The sequence below is a fragment of the Priestia sp. JNUCC 25 genome, from assembly GCF_053667915.1.
In genome coordinates this window covers 2,914,627-2,928,707 of sequence record NZ_CM132211.1, presented here as the reverse complement: position 1 = coordinate 2,928,707, position 14,081 = coordinate 2,914,627, and the positions used below count along the sequence as shown (strand labels likewise).

At 37.9% G+C, this 14,081-nt stretch carries 13 protein-coding genes; 11 read left to right on the top strand and 2 right to left on the bottom strand.

Annotation, left to right across the window (positions count from 1 at the left end; genetic code table 11):
* Positions 1 to 119: 119 nt before the first annotated feature.
* Both JNUCC25_RS14940 and JNUCC25_RS14935 read left to right on the top strand, forming a co-directional pair.
* A complete protein-coding gene (locus JNUCC25_RS14940; protein WP_029322602.1) occupies positions 120 to 1,037 on the top strand; it encodes a DMT family transporter in 918 nt (305 codons plus the stop codon).
* A 294-nt stretch (positions 1,038 to 1,331) separates the two neighbouring features.
* Positions 1,332 to 2,663, top strand: a complete 1,332-nt coding sequence (locus JNUCC25_RS14935; protein ID WP_013057669.1) for a polysaccharide biosynthesis protein — start codon at positions 1,332 to 1,334, stop codon at positions 2,661 to 2,663.
* A gap of 35 nt (positions 2,664 to 2,698) precedes the next feature.
* Here JNUCC25_RS14935 and JNUCC25_RS14930 read toward each other — a convergent pair whose 3' ends face one another.
* Positions 2,699 to 4,489 carry a transglycosylase domain-containing protein gene (locus JNUCC25_RS14930; RefSeq protein WP_029322600.1) on the bottom strand — a complete coding sequence of 597 codons (1,791 nt, stop codon included), beginning with the start codon at positions 4,487 to 4,489 and terminating at the stop codon, positions 2,699 to 2,701.
* Positions 4,490 to 5,311: 822 nt separating this feature from the next.
* On the opposite strand from JNUCC25_RS14930, the gene JNUCC25_RS14925 reads away from it, so the two are divergent.
* The 6 genes from JNUCC25_RS14925 (at position 5,312) to JNUCC25_RS14900 (ending at position 10,817) form a co-directional block, all read left to right on the top strand.
* Positions 5,312 to 5,914 carry an alpha/beta hydrolase gene (locus tag JNUCC25_RS14925; RefSeq protein ID WP_029322598.1) on the top strand — a complete coding sequence of 201 codons (603 nt, stop codon included), beginning with the start codon at positions 5,312 to 5,314 and terminating at the stop codon, positions 5,912 to 5,914.
* A gap of 290 nt (positions 5,915 to 6,204) precedes the next feature.
* Entirely contained in the window at positions 6,205 to 6,915 is a 711-nt protein-coding gene (locus JNUCC25_RS14920; RefSeq protein ID WP_013057666.1) for a polysaccharide deacetylase family protein, read from the top strand.
* Between the two features lie 15 nt (positions 6,916 to 6,930).
* The gene (locus tag JNUCC25_RS14915) at positions 6,931 to 7,524 is read left to right on the top strand and encodes a DedA family protein (RefSeq protein ID WP_013057665.1); all 594 of its coding nucleotides are present in this window, start codon (positions 6,931 to 6,933) and stop codon (positions 7,522 to 7,524) included.
* Positions 7,521 to 8,654: an MGDG synthase family glycosyltransferase gene (locus JNUCC25_RS14910; protein WP_013057664.1), complete on the top strand. Its 1,134-nt coding sequence runs from the start codon at positions 7,521 to 7,523 to the stop codon at positions 8,652 to 8,654. Before JNUCC25_RS14915 ends, JNUCC25_RS14910 begins: the two co-directional genes overlap by 4 nt.
* Before the next feature lie 92 nt (positions 8,655 to 8,746).
* Positions 8,747 to 9,496 carry an oxygen-insensitive NADPH nitroreductase gene (nfsA, locus tag JNUCC25_RS14905; RefSeq protein ID WP_029322595.1) on the top strand — a complete coding sequence of 250 codons (750 nt, stop codon included), beginning with the start codon at positions 8,747 to 8,749 and terminating at the stop codon, positions 9,494 to 9,496.
* Positions 9,497 to 9,851: 355 nt separating this feature from the next.
* A complete protein-coding gene (locus JNUCC25_RS14900) occupies positions 9,852 to 10,817 on the top strand; it encodes a 3D domain-containing protein (protein WP_064471823.1) in 966 nt (321 codons plus the stop codon).
* Positions 10,818 to 10,897: 80 nt separating this feature from the next.
* On the opposite strand, the gene JNUCC25_RS14895 is transcribed toward JNUCC25_RS14900, so the two are convergent.
* Positions 10,898 to 12,040 (bottom strand): C40 family peptidase, encoded by a 1,143-nt coding sequence (locus JNUCC25_RS14895; RefSeq protein WP_029322591.1) that lies wholly within the window; start codon positions 12,038 to 12,040, stop codon positions 10,898 to 10,900.
* Between the two features lie 194 nt (positions 12,041 to 12,234).
* Between JNUCC25_RS14895 and JNUCC25_RS14890 the strand changes: the two genes are divergently transcribed.
* The 3 genes from JNUCC25_RS14890 to JNUCC25_RS14880 all read left to right on the top strand — a co-directional run bounded on the left by JNUCC25_RS14890 (position 12,235) and on the right by JNUCC25_RS14880 (position 14,080).
* On the top strand, positions 12,235 to 13,284 hold the full coding sequence (locus JNUCC25_RS14890; protein ID WP_029322589.1) for an anthranilate phosphoribosyltransferase: 1,050 nt from the start codon (positions 12,235 to 12,237) through the stop codon (positions 13,282 to 13,284).
* 152 nt (positions 13,285 to 13,436) lie between these two features.
* Positions 13,437 to 13,739 (top strand): urease subunit gamma, encoded by a 303-nt coding sequence (locus JNUCC25_RS14885; RefSeq protein ID WP_013057659.1) that lies wholly within the window; start codon positions 13,437 to 13,439, stop codon positions 13,737 to 13,739.
* 14 nt (positions 13,740 to 13,753) lie between these two features.
* Complete coding sequence (locus JNUCC25_RS14880; RefSeq protein ID WP_013057658.1) at positions 13,754 to 14,080, top strand: urease subunit beta; 327 nt, start codon at positions 13,754 to 13,756, stop codon at positions 14,078 to 14,080.
* Position 14,081 lies beyond the last annotated feature (1 nt).

Here is a 14,081-nt window from a genome sequence, read left to right as displayed (position 1 = left end):
GATAGGTAAAAGAATGATTTATTTTAGTAGTTGTCCTGCGCTATCCTTTTAATTATATCAGAACTTTTTTTAGAAAAATGGTACAGTTCTGAAAAATAAAAAGACAGGGGTAGGGTAAGATGCAAAAAGAAACGAGAGAGAAAATGGGCTTATTGTTGGGGTTAGTAGGCGTTATCTGTTTTAGCTTAACCCTTCCTTCTACAAGCATTGCAGTGGAGTATTTCGGAACGACAGTCGCAGGTTTAGGAAGAACAGCTGTAGCTGCTGTTTTAGTAGCTGTGATATTGATTGTACGAAAAGAAAAATTTCCTTCTCTTCGCCAATTTAAAAGTCTGCTGATCGTAGCTTTAGGCGCAGTTTTAGGGTTTCCTCTGCTCACTTCTTGGGCAATGAAATCCTTGCCTGTTTCTCACGGAGCGGTTGAACTCGCTCTTTTACCATTAGCCACAGCCGGTTTTGCGATGTTTAGAGGGGGTGAACGTCCTTCTTTAAAATTCTGGGTCTCAAGTATAATCGGTTCGGCAGCTGTTATCGTGTATGCTCTTCACCTCGGATTCGGTCAACTGCAGTTTGCTGATGGAGCTTTACTAGCAGCGGTGCTGATACTTGGACTAAGCTACGCAGAAGGAGGGGGGTTAGCAAGAGAATTAGGCAGCTGGCAAGTAATTGCTTGGGCCATTATCATCGGTACGCCATTTTTTATGATTCCAGTGGGACTAAGCATTACAGCTGAAATGCTCCATGCGCCTTTAAAAGCGTGGGCTAGTTTGATTTATCTCTCAGTAGTGAGTCAATTTTTAGCATACGTTGCTTGGTACAGCGGGATGGCTATGGGTGGAATAGCCAGAGTTAGCCAGGTTCAATATTTACAGCCATTTTTAATGATTCTGTTTGCAGCTCTATTTCTAGGTGAAACAATTACACTTTTTACTCTTGCTATAGCAATAATTGTTGTCTTTTCGGTTGTAATAGGCAAAAACGCTTCGGTGTCAAAAAAAGAAGTGCATCCACAGAAAATGGTGAATAAAGACGCTTAACTAATATGTGAATTTGTTATATTAAAACAACATGCTCTATTCCCGTTAGCAATCAGCAGGCTCATTGGGTCTCCTGTGTTCTCTATGCAAGTTTCAAGAGCCAAAAGATAAGAAATGAATGAATTTCCTATGTAAAAAAGGTATATAACGGTTTTTTTTTACATAGGTTGAACATTATACAAGAACTTGTACACCGAAAAATACAATTAGACAAATAATTCGTATAAAGCTTGTCATATACATAGAGAGAAGAGGTAGTGATGAAAAAGGACGGGAAATAGAGGAGATAACGAGATGAACACTTTTTTGAAAGGAACGTTTATTCTAGCAGGTGCTGCCTTTGCAGGAGAGTTAATTGAATTTCTTGTAAATATGGTACTTGCTAGAGAATTAGGAAGGGAAGGCATGGGCATGTACATGACTGTTCTTCCTATCATTTTTCTTATTGCCACCGTAGCTAACTTAGAACTGCCTATTTCTATTTCTAAATTTTTGGCTGAACATCATCGCAAAGAACATCAGCATATGATGAAGCATGCCACCATTTTTGCGACTGCTGTGAGCTTGGGAATCTTTTTTATTACACTGGCCGTATTAGCAGCCTTTCCATTTTTTAGTCACTATCATCCTTACTTGAAATGGGTCGTACTATGTTTCATTCCGGTTGTTTCATTTTCAGCGGTGCTTCGTGGATATTTTACGGGTAAAAATAATATGACGACTATCGCTGTGTCTAATTTTATCCGCAAAGCCTTTCAGCTAACGATTTTATTTGTTGTTTTTCAAATGTTTGCTTTCACAGATGTTAAAATGTCGCTGTTTATTGCGATTTGTACGCTAATTGGAACCGAAGCTGTTATTTTACTTTATTTTTTTATCACGTATGTTACTCAGTTAAGTGTTTTATCAAGAGGGCACAGACCTCTGCTTTCTCCAAGTGAGATTCGGAAAAAGCTGTTAGGCGTCTCACTTCCGACCACGGGACTGCGTTTATTTAATGCGGTATGTAATGCTATTCAGCCGTTTTTAATCAAACACGCGCTCGTTTTATCGGGCATGACTTTAACCGGGGCAACGCAGCATTTTGGTATGCTAACAGGGGTAGCGATGTCGATCGGATTTTTTCCAGCTTTCTTTGCTCATTCTCTTTTAGTGGCACTAATACCTGCTGTATCTGAAGCTCATGCGAAAAATCAGGAAGAACAGCTTCAAAGACTTTTGACTCAAAGTATGCAAATGACATTTTTATATGGGATTCCGTCTATAGTGGCGATGTATTTCTTTGCTGAGCCGCTTACTAACTTGTTTTTTCATTCTACAGAGGCCGTGTACTATTTAAAGGCTTTATGGCCGTATTTTCTTTTTCACTTCTTTGCCGTCCCACTTCAAGCTTATTTAATTGGACTTGGCTATGTAAAAGATGCTTTTTATCATACGATTTGGTCTCATATTGTATCTTTTTCCCTGATGTTTTTCTTAGGATCACAAACAAATATTGGCATGCAGGGAATTATTATCGGGATGAACTGTGGCGTGGTTGTCTTGACCGTTCTGCATTATGTAACGATTTGCAAAGTCATTAACGTTTCCTTTTTTTCACTTAAGCATAAAACGCATTTATCTTAAAAAAACCTCCAACAGTGAAGTTGGAGGTTTTTTGGTTACCAGTTATTCATAATTGAGCTAAACAGTGTAGCAGGGTCTTGTCCGCCGCCGCCTGATAAGTATTTCGTTGTTTGCGTAGAATTAGCATTATCAAAGCCAGCGTGGATAGAAACGACTGCATCATCGGTATACCCGACAAACCAAGCATCTTTGACATCGTTGGTTGTACCGGTTTTACCTGCAGCATCTCGTGAAGAACGAGCGTTAACACCTGTTCCATAGCTTTTTTCAATCACATCCTGTAGCATGGATGTCATTGTATCGGCATTTTCTTCACTCATTACTCGCTCTGTCTGAATGTCTGGCTTTTTCACTTCACCGTCGCGCATCTCAATTTTTCGAATTGCGTACGGCTTAGTCATGACGCCTTTGTTAGCAAAAGTTGTATATCCTTGTGCTAACTGAAGGGGAGAGAACGTTGTGGTCGTTCCTCCCAGAGCAAGCCCTAATTTTGACTTATCGTCATCTTCAAGAGGAAGTCCAGCTTTTTCCATGAATTTTGCGCTTGTATCAATACCAATTTGTTTTAAAAGCCAAACAGCTGGAACGTTAAGCGAACGAGTAAGTGCTTCACGCATTGTCACATGCTTTTGATATTCACCTTCTGCGTTTTTAGGGCTATATCCACCGCCAAAGTCTTGTCGTTCGTCACTTAAGAGTGAAGTTGGTGTATAATCTCCAGTTTCTAAGGCTGGACCATATACGGCTAAAGGCTTAATAGCTGAACCAAGCTGATAGCCGCTTGTAGCACGGTTTAAGCCGTTTCGCTCATAGCTGCGTCCTCCATACATCGCTGAAATTCCACCTGTTTTAGGGTTAACAGCCGAAATCCCAACCTCTACTTTGCTGTTGATGGCATCATCTCGGAACGTATGATTTGCTACAGAGTTATTAATCGATTCCTGTAAATTAGGATCTAAATCTGTATAAATGGCATAACCACCCTTATAAAGGTCATCAGCAGATACGCCATACTGTTGAGCAGCTTCGTTAATTACATAATCAATAAATGCTTGATTTGAGTTCGGTTTTTTAACCGGAATACTAGGCTTGACTACACGTTCGTTTAACGCTTGCTGATACTGAGTATCACTAATAACGTTTTGGTCATGCATCAGTTTCAATACAACGTTTCGTCGGGCTGTCGCTTTTTCTGTACTATTGCTTGGTGAATACGTACTCGGCGCTTTTGGCAGTCCTGCTAAAAGCGCAGCTTCGCCTACGGTTAAATCTGATACAGGCTTATTAAAATAAAGCTGAGAAGCTGCACCAATACCATATACACCGCTTCCGAAATAAATTTGATTTAAATATAATTCCAAAATTTGATCTTTTGTAAATTGTCTTTCTAAGCCTAGTGATAGAAACATTTCATCTACTTTACGTTTAATGGTCTTATCACTAGATAAGTAAAGATTTCTTGCTAACTGCTGTGTAATGGTACTTGCGCCTTCAGCTTTACTCATTGTTACAATGTTCTTAAAAAGGGCGCGGCCAATACCTTGTAAATCAATCCCAAAATGCTTGTAAAAGCGACGGTCTTCCGTTGCAACAAACGCCATTTTTACATAATCGGGAATTTCATTGCTCGAAACATTTTGACGGGGAACGGTTTTATACAATTCGTCAATCTTACGGTCATTTTTGTCATAGACTACCGTACTTTGAACCGACTGCAGTTTCGAGTAAGATAAATCAGCCGTTTGCTGAAATTGCTTTAATACATAGGTAACTCCTAGCATTACAATTAAAACAACGACTAAAAAGGCTAAAATAAATTTCCTCATGTTGGTTCACTCCACTAAGTAATAATTCCATGTTTACACATAGCTACATTCTTCGTCTTTACAAGGTCGTTATGTAAAGAATGCTAAAGTTTGTTGATCCATTCAATCTTTTAACAGAGAGATGGATGATAAAGTATTAACGTTCACAAGCTGACGCGCTAAGTTTAATAAAGGCTATTATTCAAGTGCAGGTAAGTTTTTAGGGTATAAGATGATTGACATAAATAGCTCTTTACGCAGTTATTTTTTGCTTACTCGCAGATGTTTCGTTTTTTTATTAAACTGAAACAAAGTGAAATACAATCATCTGAACTTAGTTTACCCATAAATTTGTGTTTGTCAAATAAAGTCGTATAAAGCACCATTCGGGGCTTTGTTCCCCTTTATGAAAAAACAAGCTGGTATTTTACGTTCTGTTTCTCATAGAAAAAAGTTGTTATAACACGTATAAGAAATAAGATTTAGTACGTTCGGGTATAAATGCTGATATCTGTTGAAAGTAACGAAATAAAGCAAAAATTAACTAATTTATCAGACTAGGGCACTTTTTATACGAAGGAGGACGGGCGAGTTTTAATCATTATCCACCTTTTGACGGGAGCACTTAGCTAAAAGTGGAATATTTCTTTCCCCGTTGTAAGTCAAACGAATTAAATACCTAGCTGCATATGAGCAATGGCTGTATGAAGTTATTCAGTATTATGTGATACTGCCAGCAAAACATACAGGTATTTCTTTGACAGTAGTTCCTTTACAAATGCTTCGAAAGTTCTTATAATAAATTTATCTTTAATTCGAGATATTTAAAAGGAGTGGATATACGTGAAACATATTTTTAAAAAAGGAACGGACGAGACGAAACCGACTTTGTTGCTGTTGCATGGTACAGGAGGTACAGAACAAGATCTGCTTCCTGTTGCAGATATGATTGATTCCTCTTGCTCGGTATTATCTGTAAGAGGAAATGTACTAGAAAACGGAATGCCCCGTTTCTTTAGACGTTTACAAGAAGGAATATTTGATATAGAAGATTTAATTGAACGCACAACAGAACTTCATCAATTTTTAGACGAAGCGGCTGAAACATATTCATTCGACCGACACAACATCGTAGCTGTAGGCTACTCAAATGGTGCCAATATTGCAGGAAGTTTGCTATTTCATTATGAGAATTCTTTAAAAGGGGCGGCTCTTCTTCATCCGATGGTTCCAAGAAGAGGAGTTGAAGTGCCTAAGACGGACGCCTCTATCTTTATCGGCGCAGGCACAAACGACCCTATTTGCCCAGCATCAGAAACAGAAGAACTTTCTGCGCTTTTAGAAAAAGCCGGAGCAGACGTACAGGTGCATTGGGAATCATTTGGACATCAGTTAACACGAACAGAAATTGAAGCAGCTGAAAAATGGTATCGGTCAAAATTTTAATTTAAAAACTTTTCGCACTCGTGCGGGAAGTTTTTTTATTTTTAAAAAATAATGACAGTTATCGTACAAAAGATAGATATAAATGGTAAAAAGTACTTTTTTTACTGAATGAAGGGAAATTTTATGATATCATTTTATTTCCGGTATATCTTTGCAGAACAGCTATTTTTAGGTAAAGTATCAAATTATTTTAAAATTCCTGGTTTCTATCACAAAAAAATGAAACCAAAGTCTGAGTAAACCGTTATAATAAATGCAGGATTTAAATTCAAAAGGATGGTTAAAAGCATATGACTCGTTTTTTTATTGTTTTACTTTTCGTTCTAATGGTTATATGTGTATATACCATTATTTCGCAAACCCTTTATCGTCGCTATCATTCATCAGTCATAATAAAAGGGGAAAAAAAGCATAAAATAGCTATAACATTTGACGACGGGCCTCATCCTGTTTATACACCAAAAATTTTGGACTTGTTCAAACTGCATGAAATGAAAGCTACTTTTTTTATTGTGGGAGAACTAGGGGAGAAACACCCGTCTATTTTAAACAGAATGATCGATGAAGGACATGAAGTAGCTATACATCATCATCGTCATGTGAGTGCATGGACGCAAACACCTTGGCAATTAAAAAGACAAATTCATCAATGTGCACAGGTTATAAAGAAAGTAACAAATCAAAAGCCGCTTTTTTATCGTCCGCCGTGGGGACATTTAAATATGAGCAGTTTATCAATGGCCAAGCCATATCACCTTGTGATCTGGACAGGAATCTTTCAGGATTGGACACTAAAAACAACGAAAACGGCATTAGTTCAAAAACTAATGCGTAAAGTAGAAGATGGAGCCATTTTTGTGTTACACGATAATGGAGATACCCCGGGAGCAGATGAAAAAGCACCTGAAATGACGATTGCGGCGTTAGAAGAATTTTTACCTTACTTAAAACAGCAAGGGTATGAAAGTATAACCATGCAGCAATTGATGAATCAATCGTAAATAGAGGAGCGAGCAGTGGACTTAACAATTATTTCTCAGTATATACATTCCTATGGTTATATTGTTATTTTACTTGTACTTTTTTGTGGGATTGTTGGAATTCCAGCGCCTGAAGAATCATTTTTAATATTATTAGGCATGTTTATTGCCAAACATCAGCTGAACTTATACGAATCATCTCTTTTTGCTTTTTTAGGTGTTATAACTGGAATGCTTACTGCTTACGGGCTAGGAAGGTATGCGGGAACCCCATTTTTTGATAAATACGGAAAATACGTAGGGTTAACCAAAGAGAAAATTGAAGCGGCAAGCGGCAGCTACCATAAATATGGGATATGGACCATTTTATTTGGTTTATATATTCCAGGCTTGCGTCAAATTAGCCCATATATGGCGGGAATAAGTCGCTATCCGTTTTTGCTTTATTTATTGTTATCGGTAGTAGGAAGTCTAGTATGGGTCCTTTCTTTTCTAATTCTAGGTTACTACGTAGGAGATCGAATTCATATTTCGTATATTATCATGGGCGCTGTAGCTTTTTTTGTCATTTATTTACTTATAAAAAGAAAAAGAAACCGAAAACGTCTTGAGAGGAGGGATGGTCAATGAGGAAGGTTTTATTCTTACCGCTTTTTCAGATGCCATCTGGTCATCACCAAGTAGCAGACGCCGTTATGGATGCCATCATGGAGCGTTTTTCGCACGTTATTTGTCAAAAAATTGATTGTTTAAGCTATTGGAGCAAACCGCTTGAACAAATGATTTCATCTATATACATGAAATGGATTTCTGTTTTTCCAAAGCAGTTTGAAAAATTTTATTACGGTCATGTATACAAAAAAAACGACCATACGATGGATGATTTTGTTGTGAAAAAGTGGCCGATTATCGAATACCATATGAAAAAATTAATTGATGCAGAGCAGCCGGACGTCATTGTTTGTACACACAGCTTTCCTTCCTGTGTATTAAGCGGGTTAAAAGAAAAAGGAATCATTGATCTTCCTATTATAAACGTATACACAGACTTCTTAGTAAGCGACGTATGGGGTAAAAATGGAATTGAGCTTCACTGCGTGCCTGATCAGGATACAAAAGCGTTTTTACAAAACGTTCACGGTGTAAAAGAGTCTTCTATTTATGTAACGGGCATTCCCGTTCATAAAGCGTTTTTAAAAAGACGGATTGACCATCTCATGCCACAGAAACATATACTGATTGCCGGAGGGAATTCCGGCCTTGGAAATGTACGCAAAATGCTTCAGCAGCTTCCGCAAAACTGTACGTATATGTATTATGTGCTGTGCGGAAAAAACAAAAAGTTGTATCAAGAACTAATAAAATTGAACCACCCGAGAATTAAAGCGGTCTCGTATGTAAAATCGAGAGAGAAAATGAATGATTTATATGAGGGAGCAGATGCCATTGTCACAAAAGCGGGGGGAGTGACAATTAGCGAAGCCCTTCACAAGAGACTACCTATTTTTATTCACTCATCTCTTCCCGGTCAAGAACAAATTAACATTGAATATCTAAAAGAAAAAGAGCTGCTGATACCGCTTAATGATGCTGAAGCCTTTGAACAGCAGCTTAAGAACATTTTAGAAAATGATGTGAAACGAAACCGGTTGATAAAACGGATGGACGAATATGTAGACAGCTTAGAAGTAAAAGTAGATCGCGTGCTTGCAGATCACTTTAAGCTGTATCGATATGAGACAAGTCAAAATCAATTTTAAGCAGAACATTGGTTATTTCTTTTTACATTCGATAAACTAACTGTAGAGATAACATCTGTAGAAGGTTAGATGAAGTAAAAGGAGATTATAATATGAACTCAGTTATTGAAACGATTTTAAATCATCGTTCTATTCGCAAATATGAAGACAAACCATTGTCGAAAGAGCAAATTCAGAAGATTGTAGAAAGCGCACAGGCAGCTTCCACATCAAGCTATATTCAAGCGTATTCCATTATTGGAGTAAAAGATAAAGAAACGAAGCGAAAGCTTGCTCAATTAGCAGGAAATCAGCCTTACGTAGAAACAAATGGACACTTCTTTGTATTTTGCGCTGACTTTCATCGTCATGATGTCATTGCGGAAATGGAGAAAAAAGATTTATCGACAGCGCTCGAAAGCACAGAGCAGTTTATGGTAGCTATTATTGACGTTGCCCTTGCTGCGCAAAATGCAACGCTTGCTGCTGAATCAATGGGACTTGGAGCTTGTTACATTGGCGGTTTGCGTAACGAATTAGAAGAAGTAAGCAAATTGTTAAAACTGCCTCATCATGTAATCCCGTTATTTGGTCTAACGGTTGGACATCCAGCGGGTATTACGGATAAAAAGCCGCGCTTACCATTTAAACATGTGTATCATGAAGAAACATATGAGCCGAATGATGAGCAGACGAAAAAAGAATTAACAGCGTATAACGAAGAAATTTCTACTTATTACAACGAAAGAACAAATGGCAAACGCCAAGACACATGGACTGGTCAAATGGCTGAAATGCTTTCCAATCCTAAGCGTATGTATATGAAAGAATTTGTTGAAAAGCAAGGATTTAACAAGAAATAAAAAAGCTGGGACAAAAGTAGTTTAGCCGAATTGAAAAACGAACCGCTGATCAAAATTTTTGATTAGCGGTTCGTTTTTTTTGTTATGAAAAAAACTTAATATACCCGTTAAATGATCAATAAAAAAGAAGAGGCATAGCCAGCAATGGTAGAGAAATTTAACTATTTTAGTAAAAACAACAATAAAAAGCAGTAAAAAGTAGAAACGTTTCATCATATAGCCAAATTATCAGAAATATTACGATTGAATGTTCTGTTTTGTTAAGTTTTGTAATAAAAGTAGCACGGCTCTGTAACGGCTGTGAAATGTGAGGATGATATCATTCAATCATTGAGTAAATAAGGAGGTATTCTTAATGAAAAAATTTATATTTACTCTAGGAACAACAGCAATCCTTTCAGCAGGATTTGTAGGTGCAGCTTCTGCTTCTACAAGCGGAACGTATCACGTAGAAAAAGGTGATACGTTATGGAAAGTCGCTCAAAAGCACAGCGTGAGCGTAGACGAGCTAAAAGATGCAAACAACTTAACATCTAATATTATTTATCCAAATCAAGAATTAAACGTAGCTACTATAAAAGAAATGACGCACAAAGTTCAGCAAGGAAACACATTATGGTCCATCAGTCAGCAATACGGCGTGACGGTAGATCAAATTAAAGAATGGAACGGACTGAAGTCAGATTTAATTTATCCTGGCGAACAATTAAAAATTCAGTCTCCAAACGGTCAAGCTCAGCAATCAAGCCCTTCAGTAGCCCAAGCTGCTCCAGAAGCTCAGCAAGCTCAAGCACCGGCTGAACAAACTCAAGAAGAACAGCAGCAACCTCAAGCTGAACAGGCTCAAAAAGAGCAGCAGCAGGCTCAAGCTGAACAGGCTCAAAAAGAGCAGCAGCAGGCTCAAGCTGAACAGGCTCAAAAAGAGCAGCAGCAAGCTCAAGCTGAACAGGCTCAAAAAGAGCAGCAGCAAGCTCAAGCTGAACAAGCTCAAAAACAACAACAACCTGCTGAATCGTCACAACAAGCCAGCGGTAAATCAATGACAGTTGAAGCAACTGCCTATACGGCTAATTGTGCTGGATGTAGCGGTACAACTGCTACAGGAGTGGATTTAAAAGCAAATCCAAATCAAAAAGTAATCGCTGTTGACCCTAGTGTTATTCCATTAGGTTCGAAAGTTTATGTAGAAGGCTATGGTGAAGCTGTAGCTGCCGATACAGGTGGAGCAATTAAAGGCAATCGAATTGATGTATTCGTTCCTTCTGAAGGTGATGCTCAACAGTTCGGAAGAAAATCTGTTAAAATCACGGTTATGAACTAAGAAGTTCTTTATAAAATTGCTAGTCTAGTATAGAAATACATAGCTAGTAAAGCAAAAGAGGTGCCTTATGGCACCTCTTTTTACTTTATAATACGCTTTGCTCCTGCATAGCTGTTTTTCCAGTAAGCTGTTGAAAGTGATTGCGTTTTAACGCCTTTGCTGCTGACATAAATGAATTCTTGTTTGTCTAGGTAAATTCCTACGACTGAAACAGATTTGCCGTTTTTAAAGAAAACTAAATCTCCAGCCTGCAGGCTGTTTTGCTTTACGTCCGTGCCGCTTTTATACTGATCTGCTACTGTACGGGGGATAGAAATATTTGAACCCGCGTTTTTATATACATACTGTGTGTACCCTGATACATCAAAACCTTTTGGTGTCGTACCTCCATATTTATATGGCTTTCCAATTAGCGTTTTGGCATACGATACAATTTGCTGCTGTTTTGAACTAACAGAAGCTTGAGGTGCTGGAGCCGGAGAAGGTGCGCTTGTACTTTTCACTTTCAGCACTTGTCCAACTTTTAGCGCATCTGTTTTTAAATTGTTTAATTTTTTTAATTCAGCTACCGTCATGCCGTACTTTTTAGCGACTGCTGTCAGCGTGTCTCCTTTTTTCACCGTGTAGGTGCCATTACTATCAGCCGGTGTAGATGGAGCTGTTGGTGAAGGTTGAATATCTTCATCAAGCAAATAACTCATATTTGCGTTAAACGTTACTTTTCGCTTCGTTTTATAGCTCTTCGCTTTTTGCTGAAATTGCGTATTGTATGCGTTGATTTCTTTTTCAAAATTTGCAGAGATCTTATTAAATTCCGCGTCACTTACATCTCCATACGCATAGTCTTCAAGATCCACAATGTAATTGTAAAGAGCAATTAAGCTGTCGTATAAATACCCTTGAAGCTGATCAGCTTCTGAATTAAGGTGATTCATCGCATAATTTTTATCAGTCTTTGTTAGAAACTGGTCAATTTGATCCGCAAGCTGATCATATGCCGCTAACGCTTTTTCGTCATCTTTTATTCCTTCAATTTCTTTTAGCTTTTTTTCTACGGTTTTATAAAATGGTGCGTAATAATCTGCTAGCGAATTAACGTCTTTTTGATAAACGCTGACAGAAGAAGCAGCATAAGCAGAGTGACTAAAAACAGGCGTTGCCACCGATGCTCCTACTAAAACGGATGCTGCTATAAATGGTACAAGTAGTTTCTCTTTTTTCATTTGTAAAGTCCCCCAAATATCCAAATAATAGTATAGCAGATAGATTATACTATACTAGGTTATAAAAGAACTAGTACTTTTCCTTTAATTTCATATTTTTTAGCAGTTTGCGTACCTGATAGAAGATAATCTGAAGAACAAAGAAAATATGTGATACAATGTACAAATATTCAGTTAAAAAGGAAGTGTACGATATGCAGCAATTTATCAAAGAAATAGCGCGCGGAAAAAGAGGATCAACTGACTTAACGTATGAACAAGCAAAAGAAGCAGCTCGCTTAATTGCTTCTGGACAAGCTACGGATGCTCAGATCGCTGCTTTTTTTATCGCAGAACGTATTAAAACTGAAAATGCAGATGAACTATTGGGATTTGTTCATGCTTTTCGCGAAAAAACAAAAGAAATACCGCTGTCTCAGCCGTTAAAAGATAAATCAATTGATTTTGCAAGCCCTTATGCAGGGAGAAATTCATTTTTTGCGACCATTCCTGTATCGATTTTATTAGCTGAAAGAGGTGTGCCAGCTTTTTTACACTGTACAGAAGCACTTCCTCCAAAGTTTGGAACAACGATTGAAGACGTACTTCATTCATTACAGATCCCTCAAGCTCAAACGATTGAAAACATCAGTCATGCGTTTGAAACGTTAAAAATTGGCTTTGTAAATGCCGAAACAATTTCTTATCCTCTTAGTCGCATCAAAAAAATTCGTCATGAAATTGGTGTAAGGACACTTATTAATACGGTTGAAAAACTACTAAACTTATCGAATGCTTCTTCTTTAATGATGGGGGCTTTTCATCGTACGGCCATTAATAAGATTGTGCCTATTTTTGCTTCTCTGCCTTTCAAACACGTATACGTGGTACAAGGGATAGAAGGATCAGAAGATGTACCTGTACATAGAAGCAGTTTTGTTTTTACTATCTCAGAAGGAGAGATGGAGTCGTTTATTGTCAATCCAAAAGAATACGGACTGTTTGTGGAAGAAGAGCACTTTGAAAAGAAAATAAGCGTTGAAAAACAAGCGGAATATGTGACGCGCATTCTGGAGGGTGAATCTTCTTCCGAACTGACTTACGTCTATAATCAAGTAGTATTAAACGCTGGCTTGCGCTATTATTTATTTGGCTATGAAGCTTCTATTGAAAAAGGAGTAGACTATGCAAAACGTCAGCTAGCTGAAGGTTTGGGCTGGAAACACCTGCAGAAATGGAAAACACAAGCGATTTCAGAAGAGTAAAAGGTGAGCAAACATGCTCATCTTTTTTTATCGGAAGAGATAAATCCTTTGTTTTTTATCAGAAAATTTACTATAATTAGTTATGTATTTGTGTTAGAAAATGTAACATTTGATGTTAATAAGAAAATAGATTAGCAGAAAGGAAGCTTTCATTGAAACTTACGTCGAGAGAACAAGAAAAATTAATGATTGTCGTAGCTGCAGACTTAGCAAGACGCCGTCAAACAAGAGGATTAAAACTTAATTATCCCGAAGCAGTAGCTATTATTACATATGAAATTATGGAAGGAGCTCGTGATGGCAAGACGGTAGCACAGCTAATGCGAGAAGGGACCAAGATTTTAAAACGAGAAGATGTAATGGAAGGTATTCCGGAAATGATTCATGATATTCAAGTGGAAGCTACCTTTCCAGATGGAACCAAGCTCGTCACTGTGCACGATCCAATTCGTTAAGAGGAGGGAAAGATATGATTCCAGGGGAATATTTCTTAAAAAAAGACCCAATCACATGTAATAACGGAAAGAAATCAATTAGCGTGACTGTAATCAACAGAGGCGATCGACCTGTTCAAGTAGGGTCACACTTTCATTTTTTTGAAGTGAATGCTGCGCTCGAATTCCCCCGCGAAGCTTCGCTTGGCTATCATTTAAATATTCCGGCCGGTACAGCCGTTCGTTTTGAACCAGGTGATGCAAAAGAAGTCGATCTCGTTGCTTTCTCCGGAACAAGAGAAATCTACGGTCTTAACAATAAAACAAACGGATCGCTTTCTGATAGAAAGGAAGATGTATAAG